At 46.7% G+C, this 18413-nt stretch carries 15 protein-coding genes and 1 tRNA gene; 8 read left to right on the top strand and 8 right to left on the bottom strand.

The features are described 5' to 3' along the window. Window positions 1-219: 219 nt before the first annotated feature. Complete coding sequence (locus tag SPB21_RS18080) at window positions 220-1383, bottom strand: GuaB3 family IMP dehydrogenase-related protein (protein WP_163661527.1); 1164 nt, start codon at window positions 1381-1383, stop codon at window positions 220-222. Between the two features lie 392 nt (window positions 1384-1775). On the opposite strand from SPB21_RS18080, the gene SPB21_RS18075 reads away from it, so the two are divergent. The 5 genes from SPB21_RS18075 to SPB21_RS18055 all read left to right on the top strand — a co-directional run bounded on the left by SPB21_RS18075 (window position 1776) and on the right by SPB21_RS18055 (window position 7978). Beyond that, a complete protein-coding gene (locus SPB21_RS18075; RefSeq protein WP_006515801.1) occupies window positions 1776-2480 on the top strand; it encodes a potassium channel family protein in 705 nt (234 codons plus the stop codon). Between the two features lie 18 nt (window positions 2481-2498). After that, window positions 2499-3641, top strand: a complete 1143-nt coding sequence (locus SPB21_RS18070; protein WP_499867349.1) for an anhydro-N-acetylmuramic acid kinase — start codon at window positions 2499-2501, stop codon at window positions 3639-3641. 180 nt (window positions 3642-3821) lie between these two features. After that, window positions 3822-4268 carry a hypothetical protein gene (locus SPB21_RS18065; RefSeq protein ID WP_163661524.1) on the top strand — a complete coding sequence of 149 codons (447 nt, stop codon included), beginning with the start codon at window positions 3822-3824 and terminating at the stop codon, window positions 4266-4268. A gap of 335 nt (window positions 4269-4603) precedes the next feature. After that, entirely contained in the window at window positions 4604-6064 is a 1461-nt protein-coding gene (locus SPB21_RS18060; protein WP_163661522.1) for a serine/threonine protein kinase, read from the top strand. Window positions 6065-6457: 393 nt separating this feature from the next. Continuing rightward, complete coding sequence (locus SPB21_RS18055; RefSeq protein ID WP_163661520.1) at window positions 6458-7978, top strand: serine/threonine protein kinase; 1521 nt, start codon at window positions 6458-6460, stop codon at window positions 7976-7978. 21 nt (window positions 7979-7999) lie between these two features. Here the strand turns inward: SPB21_RS18055 and SPB21_RS18050 are convergent, their stop codons facing one another. The 6 genes from SPB21_RS18050 to SPB21_RS18025 form a co-directional block, all read right to left on the bottom strand. Then, entirely contained in the window at window positions 8000-8869 is an 870-nt protein-coding gene (locus SPB21_RS18050; protein WP_163661518.1) for a universal stress protein, read from the bottom strand. 88 nt (window positions 8870-8957) lie between these two features. Beyond that, a complete protein-coding gene (locus tag SPB21_RS18045) occupies window positions 8958-9689 on the bottom strand; it encodes a PP2C family protein-serine/threonine phosphatase (protein ID WP_163661516.1) in 732 nt (243 codons plus the stop codon). A 26-nt stretch (window positions 9690-9715) separates the two neighbouring features. Then, window positions 9716-11392 carry an ABC1 kinase family protein gene (locus SPB21_RS18040; RefSeq protein WP_348917900.1) on the bottom strand — a complete coding sequence of 559 codons (1677 nt, stop codon included), beginning with the start codon at window positions 11390-11392 and terminating at the stop codon, window positions 9716-9718. A 276-nt stretch (window positions 11393-11668) separates the two neighbouring features. Beyond that, a complete protein-coding gene (locus SPB21_RS18035) occupies window positions 11669-11968 on the bottom strand; it encodes a DUF6825 family protein (protein WP_006515793.1) in 300 nt (99 codons plus the stop codon). A 121-nt stretch (window positions 11969-12089) separates the two neighbouring features. Then, complete coding sequence (locus SPB21_RS18030; protein ID WP_499867347.1) at window positions 12090-12650, bottom strand: hypothetical protein; 561 nt, start codon at window positions 12648-12650, stop codon at window positions 12090-12092. 413 nt (window positions 12651-13063) lie between these two features. Then, on the bottom strand, window positions 13064-15805 hold the full coding sequence (locus SPB21_RS18025) for a CBS domain-containing protein (RefSeq protein WP_499867346.1): 2742 nt from the start codon (window positions 15803-15805) through the stop codon (window positions 13064-13066). 277 nt (window positions 15806-16082) lie between these two features. On the opposite strand from SPB21_RS18025, the gene psbZ reads away from it, so the two are divergent. The 3 genes from psbZ to SPB21_RS18010 all read left to right on the top strand — a co-directional run bounded on the left by psbZ (window position 16083) and on the right by SPB21_RS18010 (window position 17164). Continuing rightward, window positions 16083-16271, top strand: coding sequence for a photosystem II reaction center protein PsbZ (gene psbZ, locus SPB21_RS18020; protein WP_006515790.1), 189 nt, complete (start codon window positions 16083-16085; stop codon window positions 16269-16271). 138 nt (window positions 16272-16409) lie between these two features. Next, the gene (ribH, locus tag SPB21_RS18015; protein ID WP_163661508.1) at window positions 16410-16949 is read left to right on the top strand and encodes a 6,7-dimethyl-8-ribityllumazine synthase; all 540 of its coding nucleotides are present in this window, start codon (window positions 16410-16412) and stop codon (window positions 16947-16949) included. Window positions 16950-17092: 143 nt separating this feature from the next. Then, window positions 17093-17164: transfer RNA gene (locus SPB21_RS18010), tRNA-Gly, on the top strand. Between the two features lie 252 nt (window positions 17165-17416). On the opposite strand, the gene SPB21_RS18005 is transcribed toward SPB21_RS18010, so the two are convergent. After that, on the bottom strand, window positions 17417-18298 hold the full coding sequence (locus SPB21_RS18005; protein ID WP_163661506.1) for an MBL fold metallo-hydrolase: 882 nt from the start codon (window positions 18296-18298) through the stop codon (window positions 17417-17419). Between the last annotated feature and the right edge of the window lie 115 nt (window positions 18299-18413).

Raw genomic sequence — 18413 nt, 5'->3', positions numbered from 1 at the left:
CTGACGCGGATTATAAGTTTTGTTTTCTTGTGTCTGTAAGAAAACGTAGTGTTAGTGACGCTGGTCATCCTCAAGGTGTGATAACAATCATCATCTTGAGAAAATCATGAATAACACTCCACAATTTTTTTGAAAATCACCTTTTAATTAAAAAACATACTCAGAACATGCTGCCTTGTGATCTAAAAAGCTGATGCTCTGAATATATCTTAATATGGCCTACTTACCCATGCCCAACTGCTGAGCTTTTTGGTACACTTTCCCTTCCGTCAGCAATGAGGGAGCAATGACAACCTCTACCTGTTGCATATCCTTTAAGTCTTTAGCTCCCAGGGTGCCCATGCTGGTTTTGATGGCTCCTAACAAATTATGGGTACCGTCATCGAGCTGGGCTGGACCCCGCAAAATCTGCTTCAGACTACCGGTTGTGCCTACTTGGATACGTGTCCCTCGGGGGAGTACTGGGCTGGGAGTTGCCATACCCCAGTGAAATCCACGACCAGGAGCTTCGGCTGCTCGGGCAAACGGTGACCCAATCATGACTGCATCGGCACCGGAAGCAATCGATTTGCAGATATCCCCCCCTGTGACTAAACCTCCATCTGCGATTACCGGTACATAACGTCCTGTTTCACGTTGATAGTCATCTCGAGCGGCTGCACAGTCGGAGACAGCGGTTGCTTGGGGAACACCCACACCTAATACACCTCGTGAGGTACAGGCTGCGCCGGGACCGATACCAACCAGAACACCTGCTGCGCCTGCTTTCATTAGCTCTAGGGTGACTTCATAGGTAACGCAGTTGCCTAAAATCACTGGCATAGGCATGTCGGCACAAAATTCTGCCAGATCTAACGGAGTGATAGATTCAGGAGAGAGATGGTTGGTAGATACTACCGTTGCTTGAATAAAGACTAGATCAGCCTCGGCTGCGGCTACTGTTGTGCCATACTTGGCTGCCCCCATTGGAGTCAGGCTAACGGCTGCGATCCCACCTTGAGTCTTGATCTCTGAAATGCGCTGCTTAATTAGCTCTGGCTGAACTGGCTGAGCATAGATTTCTTGCATGAGAGGGACAAACTCTGCTTTGCCGACAGAGACAATGCGGTCCAACACAGGGTTGGGGTCGGCGTAACGAGTTTGAATACCTTCTAAGTTTAAGACGCCGAGAGCACCAAGCTTTGACAGGTCAACTGCCATGCGGACGTCAACAACACCGTCCATCGCACTGGCAATAATCGGAACTTCACGTTCTACGTTACCAAGGGTCCAACGCGTGTCGGCTAGTTCTGGATCTAGGGTTTTCGGGCCGGGCACCAATGCGATTTCATCAATGCCATAGGCACGTCTTGCTGTTTTGCCACGACCAAGTTGAATGTTCACTGATATCTCCTTCCCAAGATCATTAGGTAAGCCTAGCAAAGAAAGAAATCGATACTCAATTGTTTGTTGGCGGGTCACTTAGGAATTTGGCTCAAGGCGTCTTTATACTGAACGAGTGATTGTCGTTTAAGGCTTGAGCATGGCAAGGTAGAGCCATTTTTCAAGATAAACTCTCATTAGAGTAAAAACACCCTACACCCTATTGGTGCTTTAACACACTAATGTTGATGGGGTAGCGAGATATTCTTCAGCAATGGGGGATGGCTAAGCCGCTTGACCTTTGGGCAAAATAGGTGTCATCTGTTCCGGAATCGGAGGTTTAATCTTAGAAACCTTTAGGCTACAGAATCAGATGCAACTTAGACTCCATTATTGATTTATTGGCAATCAACGTGAATTTATCGTCACTAAAGTTTTTTAGGAATCTGCGTGCTAATAATCGTCAGTTTGCGGTTATCGGATTGGGGCGTTTTGGGCGAGCTGTCTGTCTTACGCTCCATGGTATGGGGTATGAGGTTTTGGGGATTGATTCTGATGAAAATCGGGTTGCTCAAGTCCTAACTGATCAAATTGCAGCCCATGCTGTGCAGATGGATTCTACCCAGCCGTCCGCTTTGCAAGAGGCAGGCATTCCTGACTTTGATACGGTGATTGTTGCCATTGGTAATTACATCCAGGAGAGCATTATTACGACTCTCAATGTTAAAGAGGCAGGCGTTGCTAACGTAGTTGCCAAAGCGTCTACAGAGATTCATGGTAAGTTGCTCCAGCGAGTAGGGGCGGATCATGTTGTCTTTCCAGAGTTTGAAATGGGCTGTGAACTCGCTCGCTCGCTAACGCGTCCAGGCGTGCTCGATCGATTTGAGCTTGATCCAGATCACAGCATTGTAGAGGTGGTCGTTCCTCAAGAATTTGACGGTAAAACCATTGTGGAACTCGATCTACGAAATCACTATGGGTTAACCTTGATGGCTATCAGCAAAGCCAATGCTATGGACAAGTTTGAGATCAATCCCAGTCCAGTGACTCGATTGAGAGCTGGAACCTTGATGGTAGTGGTGGGTTCTAACAAAGGCATTGATAAGCTACCTATGTAGAGCTAGGTAAGTAGGGGTATGAAAGTCATTGGCCTGATGAGTGGTACCTCTGTCGATGGCATTGATGCAGCTTTGGTGGAGGTAACAGGTAAAGGATATGGGGTGAAGGTTGAACTGTTGGCGGCTCATACTGCTGACTATTCACCGTCTCTGCGAGATCGCATCCTGGCCGTATGCGCTAATAAACCTTTAGCGATGGCCGATATTGCTGGCATGGATGACGATATTGCGATCGCCTTTGCTAACGCTGCCAACCATTTAGGTACAGCTGAATTAATTGCTTCCCATGGCCAAACGGTTTATCATCGGCCCCCAACCGCCCAGCAGATGGGCTATAGCTGGCAAATGGGACGTGGAGAGCTAATTGCGGAGCTCACCCAAACACCTACCATCAGTAACTTTCGTGCTGCTGATATTGCAGCTGGTGGCCAGGGGGCTCCCCTGGTGCCACCGGTAGATGCTAGTCTTCTCAGTCATGCTCAGCACCATCGCTGTGTACAAAATATTGGCGGTATTGGCAACCTCACTTACCTGCCGCCTTGGGATCGAGCGGGTCCACCACCAGCAGCTATTGTTGGCTGGGATACGGGGCCTGGTAATGCCCTGATCGACTGGGCTGTGAGCCTGTTTAGCGATGGCAACCTAACCTATGATCACAACGGTGACTGGGCAGCCCAAGGGCACCCTTGTCAGCGCTTAATTGATCAGTGGCTTGCTCAGTCATTTTTTCGGCAGCCTCCTCCAAAATCGACAGGACGGGAACTATTTGGTGCTGACTATGGTCAGCGGTGTTGGCAAGAGGCTCAGGCACTTGATCTGAGTCAAGCCGATTTTCTATCGACTTTGACAGCCTTTACGGCTGCAACTATTGCTGACAGTTACCAACAGCTACCCTGTCTTCCAGATGAGGTCTTGTTGTGTGGCGGAGGTAGTCAAAATGGATATTTGCGATCGCAGCTTCAGCTTAGATTGCCTAGCGTCAACCTTATGACTACTGATGCTGCTGGTATCAGCAGCAGTCATAAGGAAGCTATTGCTTTCACTGTCCTAGGATATTGGCGTTGGCATCAACATCCAGGTAATATCCTTGCTGTTACCGGTGCTCGTCAACCTTGCCTGCTTGGCAACATTTATACAGTTGGTGATAGCGTTAACGACTAACAACTGAACCACAGGGTACGGTGTGACGATAGCCATAGCTATCGTTTTCATCTCTTCCGTAAGGGTATACCTGTTAAGGTTAAGAACACATGCACTCAGAGCTTTAAGGTTTAACGTCTCAAATCCATAAACTGTTGATTGTTCGATTGCGCATTTTCATCAAACCACTAGGGAGAACACGTGAGTCACAGTTTTCTGATTGAGCCAGGACGCTGGACCCTTCAAGGGAGTTGGTTAGCCAGGGATTTACTCCCTATAACTGTCAAAGGCAAAATCCTGGTTGCTTGGAATAGCAATGATTGGTTCACAATGGTTACCAAGCTCATTTTTCCTAATGGAGAATTAGACGATATTTCCTTGCAGTATAAAGGGCGGATTGTCAGAGGCGATCGTCAATACACATTTGTATTGCAGCACAGTGTCCTTGGGCGAGTAGAAGGTGAAGGTTGGATCGCCCCTAGTTCAATTGTTCAACAATACTGGGCACTGCAGGATAGACAAATGCGTACCGGGTTTGAAACCCTCTACCGCCTAAGTCCAAAGCGATATCATTTCTCCGGAGGCATTATGGCAGGTCATCATCTGACCAGCACCATGGAAGCTGTCGTTGAACGTCATCAGAGTTAGGCTGATGAAACTATTCTTCAAGTTGCTATCAATTCGCCCTGGGAGTTTGCTTAGTCCTATGTATTGATAGATAGTCGAACTCTCAAATTGTGTTTTTAGACACCAAGGCTAATAAAATTTGGGCGTTGCTGATCCCCGGGAGGATTTAATCTGACAATGCTGATGTGGGGCAATTTTGTCAGATCGATTCATCCCTGAAATCAGCAACGGTAAAATTGGCTACTTAATTCTCTAGACTGGGAATTAAGGCTGAATGAGCTTGCTTTATAAGCTCGCACTGTCAACCTTGCAAAAATCGCAGTGGCTATATTGTTGGTTTAGAAGCGCAGCGTTCAATGACAGACAATAACTTCGGTCGTAGACTTGCCAATCGCTATGAGCTCATGGACTCCATAGGCCAAGGCTCCATGGGAAAAGTCTATTTGGCCAAAGACACGCTGCTTGGTGGTGTGCCGGTTGCTGTTAAATTTTTGGCTCAAACCCTGCTAAATGAGCAAATGACCCAGCGATTTATGCATGAGGCCATGACCTGTGCCCAGCTGGGAAATAACAGTATCCATGTCGTCAGAGTTACCGATTATGGTGTGGCTGATGATGGTGTGCCGTTCTACGTCATGGAATATCTGAAGGGCAAAAATCTGGGCCAAGTGATTCAGTCTCATCCCCTACCAGTCAAACGATTTCTCGATTTTACTAGACAAATTTGTTTAGGCCTTCAGACAGCTCATAAAGGCATTATTCTCGATGGTCAGCTTGTGCCTATTATTCATCGAGATATCAAACCTAGCAATATTCTGGTCACTCAAAGTGCCAGTGTAGGGGAGCTGGTCAAGGTTTTAGATTTTGGTATTGCGAAGTTGACGCAAGCCGGTATCAGTGAGCAAACCAGCAGCTTTTTGGGAACCTTAGCCTACGCGTCACCAGAGCAGATGGAAGGTCAAGAGCTGGATAGTCGTTCTGACATCTACAGCTTGGGTGTCATGATGTACCAGATGTTGACAGGTACGCTGCCATTATGTCCGAAGGTTAATACGTTTGGAGGCTGGTATAAAGCCCACCGTTCTCAAGAACCAACACCCTTAGATGGGTTATCGCCCTATGGCACATTGCCGCAACGGCTCAAAGAAGCAGTAATGGGGTGTTTAGCCAAGGAACGGTCCCGGCGACCGACTAGCGTTAGCCATTTGCTGGCACATCTTGAAGGGGCTGTTGACAGTCCCATGTCAGCCTTTCTAAGGTCAGCGAAAGATCCCGAAGAGCTGCCACAAGAGTCTGAGGAAGAGCGGTTTTACCGGCAGCAAGTATGGCCGAAGGATAAGCCGATTGCTGAGATTGTTTTTCCAAAACTCTTGACTATGGGCGAACGCCAATTGCCTACACTGTGGGTTATGCTATCTGCGCAAGAAATAGAGCAACGCGTTAGTAACACCGGCTACAACAATTTTTTATGTACCCTTAACCCTCATCCCATGGTTCTATGGGTGACGGCGTTTCACAGTAAAGTTCAAGGGCCTCGATGGCTATCTAGCTATCTAGATCTTAAAAACCCTTACCATGGAAAAATTATTTGGCATTTAGGGGGAAACGGTAGTTATCGTGTGCTGTTTTTCGCTAAAGACTTTCCTAACCAATTTGTTGATTCTCGCCGTTTACATATTGCTCCCCCTCAGCGAAAACTCCTTAAGGAATGGGTGCTGAGGGCACGTACGACTATCTCAGTAGGTAGTTCCCAGGACAGTAAAAGTATGCTGAGAAAAGAGCTGAATACCAATCTAAAGCCTCAGATGCTCTGGTAGATCTGGCACTGTTGCTCTCTATAGAATGGGGGTGTGTTAGACAAAACGGGTATTTTAAGAACAGTTAAAACGTTCTTAAAGCTAGTGAAGTTCGAATCGGGAGGAATTCTGGTTTGTTGCGATTTAACATGCTGATTGCCCTTTAGATGGGGCAAAATCGCTACACTGCCATCACCTATTTTCTAAAATACTTTTATTGCTAAGCTACCAGTTGTGTCTCTGGGGCATTACAGCGAAAAGGGGCGGGGCAACCTAGTTTACGACGAGTAGCAACCTTGATGTCATAGGTCTTGATGCGTTGATTTGTGGCTGTAGCTGAGTGTTTTAGGTTTTTCGCTATTCTCAGCAATAGGACCAACGCTATGTATTATTTGCTTAGAAAAACAGCCTTACATGACAGACAGTAATTTCGGTCGCAGACTTGCCAATCGCTATGAGCTCATGGACTCAATAGGTCAAGGCTCCATGGGTAAAGTCTATTTGGCTGAAGATATGCTCCTCGGAGGTGTTCCTGTTGCTGTTAAATTCCTTTCTCAAACCCTGCTTAATGAGCATATGGCCCAGCGGTTTATGCGTGAGGCCATGACCTGTGCTCAGCTAGGAAACAATAGTATGCATGTCGTCAGGGTTACCGATTATGGTGTGACGGATGACGAGATTCCCTTCTACGTTATGGAATATTTGAAGGGAAAAAATTTAGGCCAGGTCATTCACCCAACTCCTTTGCCTATTCCACGTTTTCTCGACTTTATTCGCCAGATTTGTTTAGGGCTGGAGACAGCCCATAAAGGCATCGTTCTGAACGGTCAAATTATTCCTATTATTCATCGTGATATTAAACCCAGCAATATCTTGGTTACTCAAAGTGCCAGTGTGGGTGAGCTGGTCAAGATTTTGGATTTTGGTATCGCGAAATTAATTCAAGTTGATAACAGCGAGCAAACCAGCAGTTTTATGGGAACGTTGGCCTATGCATCTCCAGAGCAGATGGAGGGACAAGAGCTTGATCGGCGTTCCGACATTTATAGTCTTGGGGTAATGATGTACCAGATGCTGACAGGTACATTGCCGTTGCGCCCTCGTAATAATACGTTCGGTGGTTGGTATAAAGTCCATCTTTCCCAAGACCCCATACCGTTGGATGGGTTATCACCCTATGGTGTATTACCTAAGGTGTTAAAAGATACGATTCTCCGCTGTCTAGCGAAAGATCGGGCGCAACGGCCTAATAGCGTTAGCCATCTTTTGGATAGTCTAGCGCCTTTAGAAAATCGTTTTGGTCGCTCAATTGATCTGGGTAAGCAGATCAGGGGGACGTTGCGAGAGCTGCCGGTGGTTCCTAAATCGGACCCACCCAACGATTCGGAAGAAGATCGTTTTTGTCGACTACAGATGTGGCCCGAAACTACGCCTGTTGCCGAAATCGTTTTTCCTCAACTGCTCAACATGAGCAATCGTCAGTTGCCTACACTCTGGGCAATGCTGGCTGCGCAAGAAATTAACCAACGAATTGGTAATACGAGTTCTAATAATTTTCTGTGTGTTCGTAATCCCCATCCCATGGTTCTTTGGGTTACAGCGTTCTACAGCAAGACCCATGGAGCACGATGGTTATCTAGTTACCTAGATCTCAAAAATCCTGGTAACCAAAAGTTTGTATGGCATTTGGGTGCGGCGGGGGCCTACCGCATTCTCTTTTTCTCAAAGGAAGCGCCTAACCAGTGTCTAAACTTTCGTCGTTTACACATTGCTCTACCTCAGCAGAAACTTCTGAAAGAATGGGTCCTGATGGCCCGCACGATTGTTCCAATCGGTAGTCCTCGAGATAGTAAAAAGATCCTTAGAAAGGAGCTAAACGATAGCTTAAAACCTCGGATGCTTTTGAGTTTTGAAGCGATGCAATCTGATACTTAACTACAAAGCCACCCCTTACATTTAACTGATGCCGGGAAAATGTATGACTGGATGCCAACTAGAACGTAAGATGGCACTTGTAAAGCTTGGGACCGACCATTTTAAAATCCCTTTGGAGCTGCCTGAGCAAATTGCGATCGCAGATATATCATTTACCTCTGCTGATTTCAAGACTTCACCCTGAGGATCACCCTGGCGAATCTCAGTAAATACCTCTATTCCAAACGCTTCTAAGTCTGCTTTTACCTCAGCCAGTAAAGTCTGAACCTGCTCTTCAGACTCCCTTAGTTCCACACGAATACACTCATCAATGACCCAACAAAGTGTGCACTGCTTAGGATAACCATTGGTTTTAGCTGCTGCTTGGATACGTGAGACTAGATGTTTAGCACTGTTGCTGCCATCGTAGGGAATTAATAAATGGGTAAATAGAGTTTGGCAACGCAACGCCAGCTCTTGCTCACGATAGGTAGCTACCAACTGGGGTCTTAAAATTACAAGCGGTATATTAAGTTGCTTGGTAATCCCCGTGGTTGTGCTACCAAAAAATTTTTCAGCTAAAAGCGAACGCGTGGGAGTCCCCAGAAGCAGTACATCAGTATCGTAGCAGCGCACTGCCTTCTCAATATTATTGATGACACGCCCCGAACGAACATCAACGATAACTGACTTGCCATCAGGTAGTGCAGCTTCATTAGCTGCCGCGAGCTGCAGTTTGGCTTCTTCAACAGCGTCATCGTTCACTTGAGGAATTTCGCGCTCAGTTGTAATCGAAACATTATGGAAAAAAACTACTGTATCTAAGCCAGACTGAACTAAATCAGGCACAAACTTGATCAGCCGTTGGAGACTATCCTCAAAATCAGTACAGACTAGTGCACTTTTAAACATCTGGCTTCACTCTACCCTCATAGCATTGAGATTCACGCCTAATTTTCTGCTGTAGAGTCCTTATGTGCAACAGTGCTACAGTGGAAAATTAATCTTGAAAGGCTACTACCACTACTGTAATATTGTCCCGTCCACCCCGCTGTTTGGCTGCATCAACCAGAGATTCAACAGCAGTTGGGCATGAACGAATACTCTTTAAATGGGTAGCAATTAGGGGATCAGACAACTCCTCAGTTAATCCATCGCTGCATAACAATAGTCGATCACCCGCATCGACATCCAGTGACTGAATGTCGATGCGGTTTAAATCTTCTCTGCCTAAACATTGGGAAAGCACATGCCGCCAAGGATGATGCTTAGATTCATCGGGAGTCAATTCACCATCTTCGATAGCTTTAGCAACCCAAGTGTGATCGGTGGTAATTTGGTCTAGCTTAGCCCCTCGTAAGCGATAAAGACGAGAGTCACCGACGTGGGCGCACCAGGGATGGTTGTCACAATCTCGGAACATCACTGCTACGGCAGTTGTCCCCATATCTGCCCGCTCAGGATGGTGATATTGGTCTTTTAATATAGCGTCATTAGCTGCGATAAACGCTTTGCGTAGCATTACATCGGGAGCCTCTGAACTCTCCCAATGATTGTCCAGATACTGATAAATAGCTTCTGTCGCTAAACGACTGGCCTCCTGGCCACCAGCATGTCCCCCCATGCCATCTGCAACCACAAAAAAACGGCCTAAATCATCCAGGTAATAAGCATCTTGATTACTAGTGCGTAGCAATCCTGGATCAGTTAAACCGGCAAAAAAGCGTTGCATAAAGCATCTAGGCATAAAGGGAGGAACTAAGGCATACGATCAGTGCGACCAAGACGCATCAAGGCGCGGACTAACGCTATTCCCGAAGCAATGGCGGGTAATATCATACCCAAAGCAACCCATGGTAATTGACTAATTAACAAAAGGGTAGCTGACAGAGTAAACGTGCCCAACAGCAGAGTGTAGTTTGTCATTAAATTGACACTACTAAGGCGACGTATAGCACGATCTGTTTCAATAGAGCGTACTCTTACCCGAATATCGCCTCGATCCAACCGGTCAAGCGAGTCCTCAATTCGCCGTGGCAAGCCAAATGCTGAACTTCCAACTTGAGCGGCTTGACGACCTATTTCGCCGATCAGTCCATTGGTAGAAGAATTAGAAACGTTAGTCATAAGCTGATTAGCAAACGGTTTTGCGGCTTCCATAAAGTTAAAGTCTGGATCTAGGCCTTTCCCGACACCTTCTAATGTGGAAAAAGCTCGCATAACGAATGTAAACGTTGCTGGAAACCGGAAGGGTTGATCGTAGGCAACCGCATACAAATCGTCGCTGATAGCAGTAATGGACTGTTCCTCAAAAGGCTTATCCATGAAGTTATCCAGAATATACTGAATCGAGCGACGCACAGGCCCCATGTCCTCAGTTTCTGTTAACGCACCTAAGTCAATTAGGGACGCCATTACCATATCGGCATTTCGCTGAGATACTCCCATAAAGGTCCGCATCAGACCATCGCGGGTAAGCGGTTGGATCTGCCCCATCATGCCAAAATCATAAAAGATTAGAGCACCATCTGGATTCACAGCAATATTGCCAGGATGAGGATCGGCATGGAAAAACCCATCATTTAGAAGCTGATGCAAGTATGCTTGAGCTCCCAATTGGGCTAGTTGTTGACGATCTAAGCCTGCAGCTTCTAGAGACTCGTAATGACTTATCTTAATGCCTGGCAAATACTCTAAGGTTAATACTCGTCGTGATGCGTAGCGCCAATAAATACGAGGGGCTTTTACCCAATCAATAGCGCGGAAATTACGCCGGAAGGTATCTGCATTGCGACCTTCGTGGAGGAAGTCGATTTCTAACCAAAGAATACGACAGCACTCTTCATAGATGCCGATCCAGTCTCGCCCTCTACCCCACTCAGGATGACTCTGAAAATAATGGGCAATGCCCTTCAAAATCGAAAGGTCTATTTGAAAGAGACGTTGCAAGCCAGGTCGTTGAACTTTAACAACGATTTCTTCACCTGAATGGAGCTGAGCCCGATGTACCTGCCCTAGGCTAGCTGCTGCTAGCGGTATTGGGTCAAAGGTTCGATATAGTTCCCCAATGGGTCTCCCCAAGTCATCCTCAATAATTGCCTTGACTTGTTCATAGCTGAAGGCTGGAACTTGATCCTGGAGTTTAGACAGCTCTTCAACGTATTCAGTGGGAAATAAATCAGAACGAGTGGAGAATAGTTGGCCTAATTTAATGAATGTTGGCCCAAGGTTTAAGAAAGTCAAGCGAATCCAACGAGCTTGGGCGCGTCTTCGAGCCGCCTGTTTTTCAGGTGATATGCCTCCGGCATAACTCCAAGACTTGTTATACAGCCAGCGTTTACCCAAGAAGGATAGAAAAAATGACCAGATATCAACAAATCGCTCTGGACGACTATAACGTCGGTTCCAGCGATAGTTTGTCTCGACTGATGTCACATTAAGCGGTTTGTCGGCAAGCTGTCTTGCTTCTAAGGCTGCATCCGCTACTTCAACTAGGGCTAGTCGGGAATTATCGCCACCATGCCCATTGAGTGAGTGCTCACTAGAACGCTCACTGGACGATGGCTGATCAGTTGTATTGGGAACTGTAGACACGCAGTCTCCTAGATGGCCAGCGGATTCTTATAACTATGAACGGAACGCGAAACTGTTAAGGAACGACGCTCCCACAGTTAGATGTGAGCATCTAACTGTGGGAGCGTCGTCTAGAAATTAAGAAGAACGATATTGCTGTAGAGCAACACGCACTTGAGCAATTTCAGCGCGCAGATTATCGATTGTTGCCTGCAGATCTTCACCTACACCATCATCAGTCTCAGAGTCCATCCCTGCTTGGGAGGATTGAGCCTGTTCAAAAACATCTTCAACAAATCGATGTAGCCATTCTCTCTGCTCAGCGTCAAAGCGGCCAACACCACTCATGCCAGTAGTAATAGCTTCCTCAACTTTTTCACCGATAGCCGTTGCTAAGGCACGTCCCAGAAAGAACGCTTGCAGCGTTGGATTGCTCATAAAAAAAATTACGGATATCTAAGCGACATTATACCCATGGTTTAAGACTACCTGAGCCCAATAACCAAACCCACCCAATATTTTCTAGAGATGGAAACTTTTCTAATCTACTGTAGTTAAGTCAATCTGACAGTAAATCAGATGACTGGATGGGTTCTTCCGGAGCGATAATAATCGGCCCATCTTCAAACTGAGATTCTGACGCGGGCTGTTTGTTAAACCAAGAAGGCGTTTCAGTTAAGGGGATTGTGTAGTCAGCTGGTGGCTCATCGCTGAAGCCAGGCTCAGGGGTGAGCTCTCCTCTATTGGTTGAGACTACTGGAGGTAAGGATTCTTCTTCGAAAACTTCGTTCGTAATATCCCGTACAGCATCTTTTTCATTGAAGGTAGCTGGAATTGGGCTAGAAGCATCGTCTAGAATTACAGCTTCCTCAGCAGGAAATTCTTCATCACGGTAGATGTCTTCGCTGACGTTATAGTTTTCGACATCCGTATCGGGAGTATTGGTGTAAACCAACTGAGGGGGCGATATTGAATTTTCTTGATCAATATCAAAGGCATTACGCTCTTTAACTAAGGGTACCTGGGGGGGCCATTCTGCTAACGGAGGAAAGTTTTGTTGGGGATTAAACAGTGGTGCTGGACTCACAGCTAATACTTGAAAACGTAAGGTGCTGCCCATAGCAATACCCAGGGTACTGGCTAAAGCTGCTGTTGCAACTAAAGAGAATAATTTCTGTTTGGAAACTCTGACAGATTTTGGCCTTGAAGTCTTCACAGTGGATCTAGTTGGCGGCGGCATTATCTGCATACGAACACAAAAAGCTTCAGTAAGAAGTCGCTGAAAGTTTTGAGGATAAGAGGATGAAATAACGATGCTGTCTGATAGGCCGCAAGCTTCACTAGAACATTTGACGCTTGCCAGGTGAGTTAAGTGCGGATGGGATTTAATATTTCCTCAATTTCCAACTTTATCGATAGCAGTGGAGAAATGGCAATGGTATTAGCTAAGTAACTTTTATCCTTTATGGCTATATGAACTCGTGTTAGAGGATTTCGACCAATTTAAATTGTTTGCTACTTAACGTCTGTTTGCTACTTAACTTCAAGGGGATAGTGATGATGCAGGTAGGTTTCAGCTGAAGCTATGGAATTGATCTCTCCATCTAGGGTTGCATGGGTTAGAGCAGTCAATATTTGACGATATAGAGGGCCAGGAATGTAACCCAACTGTTTAAGGTGATGTCCATTAATGGGAGGGCAGATGTGAATCAGATGGCTGATGTAATACCAAATGTAAGTGCCAATTGATCGAGGATGGCGTACGCTAATCAGCAATAGGCTAGGCAGGTCGTGGGGGGCTAAGGTCTGATAGATAAAGCTAGGCTGGGGCTGATCAGCGTGCTGAAATTGTTCTAACAATTGATTTTCAACCTGTGCTAGCTGTTGTAATCGCTGAATTGAGCCGAGGGGTAACTGTAAGTTGGTTGCTATTTGCGATCGCACCTCCACCCTTGCCAGCAAAACCTCAAGCCTAATGAGCCAGGCTTCCACACCAATATCTTTGCCCACTTCATCGATAAATCGCTGTCGCCAACGACCGGCCCGATGCATTTGCCGCCATAGGTCTGCATCAATGGTCAAAGATGGATGCAGGCAGCTTAAAGCACCGAGCTTATCCAATAATCCTAGGGACTGAGCCCAGTAATCGGCCTGGAAAATGTAGGTCAGCTCAGCTTTAAGTCGTGTTTGCAGGGCTGGCATTCGTTTCTTTGTTTGCTGTGCCTGCAGGTCCGCATAGATGCCGCTATCTACCGCATAACGGATAAAAGTTTCAGTTTGAGAGTCGAGGCCGAAGCCTAAACGCACGGCAAAACGTACAGCTCGAAAAATGCGAGTAGGGTCCTCGATAAAGCTATTGGCATGGAGTACCCGCACCTGGCGCTGCTGGATATCCAAATAGCCTCCAAAAAAGTCTAGCAGCAACCCTGGCTGAGGCGATGTCAGACGAATGGCCATGGCGTTGATGGTAAAGTCACGCCGATAGAGATCTTGGCGAATTGAGCTGGGTTCAACCTCTGGATTGGCAGCGGGATAGGGATAAAACTCGGTGCGGGCGGTGGCAATATCAATCATCAACGGAGCATGGCCAGCCCGTGTCCGCCAGATTAAAGCGGCAGTTTGAAACTCTCCATGGATCTGGAGTTCAGCATCTGGGTACTGCTGTTGTAGCTGCTGGGCCAAAACGATGCCGGCCCCTTCTACAACAGGAGATCGAAAGCTATCTACCACCAAGTCAATGTCTTTGAGGGGCACCATTTGATCGATAGGAGCCAATAATAAATCCCGTACAGCTCCACCCACCAAATAGAGATGCCACCCCTGTTCCTGGGCCGCTAGGGCAATGTGAGTTAACAACGTCCATAGCTCTTTGGACTCTAAAGCTGTGGGATAGGCTTGCAATGACGTTTGTAATCTTTCATATACATTGGTTTTGAGCGGTGTGAGGGCATCGTCATCCACCGCTTGAGGTGGGTACATCTGTCGTAAAACGTCAGTGCGGGTGACAATACCCACCAGCTCATTTCCATCCAGTACGGGCAATCTACCCACGTCATAGGTGACCATCAAGGCCTGAATCTTGCTCAGGGGGGTATAAGGCGTGATGGTCTTCAAGTTGAGGGTCATATACCCTTTTACCGGAGCATGACTAAAACCATGGTGTAGCGCTAAGTCAATGTCTCGCCGAGAAATAATTCCCTGTAGTTTCCCGATGTCGTCAGCCACACACAGACCGGCGTGGCCATAGCGCAGTAAAATGCGCTGTGCATCCGCTACCGTAGTTGTTGGTCGGATAGTCCGTACTGGCGAAGACATAACATCCTGAGCTGTGACTGATTGGGTGTGGGATTGGACAACAGCATCACAGAGTTGATGGAAAATGGTTTCAGGTTCATCGGAAGTGAGATTCGCCGATGCCGCACAGACATGACCTCCGCCACCATGGGGTTGGAGCAATGCCCGACAGTTCATGCCGGTTTGAGGGCGGGTACGGCCAATTAATGTCAGCCGAGGTTTGGCCTTAGATGTGTAAACACTCCCTAGCAGTAAACTATCCAAACCTAATAGAGCTATTAAATGACTGGCCAACCCTGAGAGCCCAGGTACAAAATTGTCTGTTTTTAGATAGATAGTGCCTATGGTGTAGCCTTCGATTTGCTGAATTTTTGTGGTGTCCAGGGCTGTGCTCAGCAAATTTTGGAGGGTGGTTGATAAACCGGGTTCCACTGCTTCAGCAATGGTTTGCTGATTTGCCCCTTGTTCCATTAACCAGGCCAGGGCATAGGCGTCTCGAGCTGTGGCCTGGGCGAATGTCAATGAACCCGTGTCGACATGGATACCGAGGGCCATGACTGTGGCTTGGGTAGAGGAAATCTGTCTGTCAGACTGTTGTAAGGCTTCCACCACAAGGGTGGTAGTGGCTCCTACCGCCTCAATATGGGTTTTGCCAGGCATATCAGGAGAAGACTCCGTATGGTGGTCATAAATTGTGATGGGTAGCTGGGTTGCGATCGCATGTTCAATCCAAGTGGCGGCGGTTCCTACCCGATGACGTTGGTGAGTGTCTACCAACGTAATTGAACGAATCATAGACGTCGTCACCGCCCGTCGTTCAATCAGGGGATACTCATCCCGATGCAGGGCTAAAAAGGATTTGACGGCTGGATGAGCCCCACCGGTCAGTACAATCCGACTGCCCGGATTCAGGCAAGCCAAGCCAACCGCTGCTCCCAACGTGTCAAAATCTGCAGTGGTATGACAAAGGATTAAGTCCATAGGAGATCCATCAGCCCAAGCAACTGACTTGTCGATGGCAATCTGCAAATATTAGTTCAGAAAAATTAATCCCAAGGGATTCAAATAAAACGCTTTCTTTAAGTACCTAATATTTGATAGCTTACTAAGCAGAGCAATCAGTGCTCCATACTGTATCACCATCGATAGATTAAGATGCTTGCCCAGCTTTAGAGGCGAAATTCTATTCGGTTAATATGGCAGTTTTCCGACTGGGCACGGTGAATCAGATTTTTTGCTGTCTTGAGAGTGGCGCGTTATGTCTATCCTGTTTCAACTGTTTCTGTTTGTTCTGGTAGTTTGGTCTTTCGTTATGGTTATTGGGGTTCCCGTGGCCTATGCTTCACCCCAAAACTGGGATCAATCCAAGCGATTGATATTCCTTGGCTCTATTATCTGGGCAGTCCTGGTAATCGTAGTAGGTAGTCTGAATTATTTTGTGGTGTAAGCCATTATTTCGAAACCTAGTTTTGGGCACTTAAGCAGCTGTCATTGCTGAGTGTTTTACTGGTGAAAAATATTTGCTGTCGGGTGGTAAGGTCATTGAGACCTACCACCTTATTTTTTTGAAAAAGTAGAGAACTCCATGGCTGTTTTTGAAGGAAGTTTCGACCGTGCCAGCGCTGCTAAATTTGCAATCGTAATTGGTCGATTCAATGATTTGGTTACTAACAAATTGCTAGAGGGATGCCAGGATTGCTTAAAGCGCCATGGTGTAAATGTAGACCCCAATGGTAACCAAGTAGACTACGCCTGGGTCCCTGGTAGCTTTGAAGTGGCTTTAGTGGCCCGACAGCTGGCTCTCAGTGGACAATACGATGCCATCATTTGTTTAGGGGCTGTCATTCGTGGTCAAACCCCTCACTTTGACTATGTTGCGGCTGAAGTTTCTAAAGGTATTGCAGCAGCAGGGTTTCAAACTGGCGTTCCAGTGGTGTTTGGTATTTTAACCACCGACTCTATGCAACAGGCGTTAGAACGAGCAGGCATCAAAAGCAACTTAGGTTGGAATTACGCCATGAGTGCCTTAGAGATGGCTAGTCTAATGTCTCAGTTGCCTAAACCAGTTAATGCTCTGGAGATGTCCAGTGTGATGCCTCAATTGCCCAAATCTGCAGAGGTCTGATGGTTAGGGCGTTGGCGACTTGGGGGTACCTTGAATTCGGAACTCTCAAGTTCTTAAAACCCACTCCAGAAAGTTTTTTTAGAATTTGTTTGACAAGGAAAAACTTTCTGTGGCATCCTTGATAAGGTCGAAACAAGGCAAATGCGGGTGTAGCTCAGTGGTAGAGCGTCACCTTGCCAAGGTGAATGTCGCGCGTTCGAATCGCGTCACCCGCTTCCAAAATGGATTATAGGTGAGTCTAGTCGACGGCTTTGTAATCTGCTTTACAGATTTGATTGCTATCAAGGTTATGTCTAGACAAGGTGTATTTAGGTGATTAGGCTATCTGAATAAATTTTTTCAGATGCATAGTTTAAGCGTTTTTGCCTCTGCATTATCAGACTTCCAGGCTTTTAATTTGCACCTACTGGCAGTGCATATGGTCAATGTGGCTGCGTCAGTCTACATGTTTAGAGTCGTCCGTCAGCTTAGCGTTGAGCTAATTCGAGCGCTTTCAATTCGGCGAGATCTAGAATCATGCCCTCGCGAGCCACAATGCTATTGGGAAACGCAGCAGCAGTCTTGCGACCAATATCGTCCATAAAGTCATCATCATGAAGTGGATCATGATGGAAGACCACTAGTTTTTTCACGTTGGCAGCCTTTGCCAATTTCACTGCTTCTTGCCAGGTGGAATGTCCCCAGCCAACTTTACTGCTAGTTTCAGAGTGATATTCTGCATCGGTGTAGGTACAGTCATAAATCATCACATCTGCATTTTGCGCTAGATATAAGACGTTTTCATCCAGTCTTTCAGGAAAATGCTCCGTATCAGTCACGTAGGCGGCTGCGAGGCCATTCCACTCCACGCGATAACCCACTGCTTCACCTGGATGATTGAGTAAAGCATTGGTTACATTGATGTCTCCAATGGCGACTGTTTCACCAACGGACAGGTCACAGAACTTTAGCTGGGCCTGCATAATCTGCAATGGTACCGGGAAATTAGGATGCAGCATCTGATCGTTAAGACGCTGTTCGATGGTGGCTCCGTTTGGGGAAATGACGCCGTATACCTCAAACTGATTGCTGGGTAAAAAAGCAGGCACAAAAAATGGAAATCCTTGGATGTGATCCCAATGGGAATGGGTGAAAAACATACTGGCCCGTATGGGCGTGCCTTCGTTCAGTAAATGCTGTCCCAGTTCGCGCAAGCCTGTCCCGCCGTCAAAAATCAAATGCTCACCATTAACTCGCATTTCGATACAGGAAGTATTGCCGCCGTAGCGAACTGTTTCTGCACCAGGACAGGGGATACTGCCTCGTACTCCCCAAAAGTGAATCGTAAATTGAGCATTCGAGTCGGACATCAGTGGCTAATAATGACGTTAATGAGGGACGCGAATCTTGCTGAATGGCTATTGACGAGAGTGGTTAAACCCATTAGCGTAGCGTATCCCCCTTTTTTCTAGAGAAATATATGGT

Origin of the sequence: Leptothoe sp. ISB3NOV94-8A (genome assembly GCF_043421595.1) — a bacterium.
Classification (GTDB): Bacteria; Cyanobacteriota; Cyanobacteriia; order Phormidesmidales; family Phormidesmidaceae; genus Leptothoe; species Leptothoe turfae.
The sequence above is the reverse complement of the archived record's forward strand: the minus strand, read 5'-3'. Positions and strand labels throughout refer to the sequence as shown.

Excerpts from the sequence above, each read along its gene's own strand:
- SPB21_RS18070 (WP_499867349.1), top strand. The coding sequence starts at position 2,499 with ATGAAAGTCATTGGCCTGATGAGTGGTACCTCTGTCGATGGCATTGAT.
- SPB21_RS18055 (WP_163661520.1), top strand. The coding sequence starts at position 6,458 with ATGACAGACAGTAATTTCGGTCGCAGACTTGCCAATCGCTATGAGCTC.
- psbZ (WP_006515790.1), top strand. The coding sequence starts at position 16,083 with ATGTCTATCCTGTTTCAACTGTTTCTGTTTGTTCTGGTAGTTTGGTCT.
- SPB21_RS18060 (WP_163661522.1), top strand. The coding sequence starts at position 4,604 with ATGACAGACAATAACTTCGGTCGTAGACTTGCCAATCGCTATGAGCTC.
- SPB21_RS18035 (WP_006515793.1), bottom strand. The coding sequence starts at position 11,968 with ATGAGCAATCCAACGCTGCAAGCGTTCTTTCTGGGACGTGCCTTAGCA.
- ribH (WP_163661508.1), top strand. The coding sequence starts at position 16,410 with ATGGCTGTTTTTGAAGGAAGTTTCGACCGTGCCAGCGCTGCTAAATTT.
- SPB21_RS18005 (WP_163661506.1), bottom strand. The coding sequence starts at position 18,298 with ATGTCCGACTCGAATGCTCAATTTACGATTCACTTTTGGGGAGTACGA.
- SPB21_RS18050 (WP_163661518.1), bottom strand. The coding sequence starts at position 8,869 with ATGTTTAAAAGTGCACTAGTCTGTACTGATTTTGAGGATAGTCTCCAA.
- SPB21_RS18045 (WP_163661516.1), bottom strand. The coding sequence starts at position 9,689 with ATGCAACGCTTTTTTGCCGGTTTAACTGATCCAGGATTGCTACGCACT.
- SPB21_RS18025 (WP_499867346.1), bottom strand. The coding sequence starts at position 15,805 with ATGGACTTAATCCTTTGTCATACCACTGCAGATTTTGACACGTTGGGA.
- SPB21_RS18030 (WP_499867347.1), bottom strand. The coding sequence starts at position 12,650 with ATGGGCAGCACCTTACGTTTTCAAGTATTAGCTGTGAGTCCAGCACCA.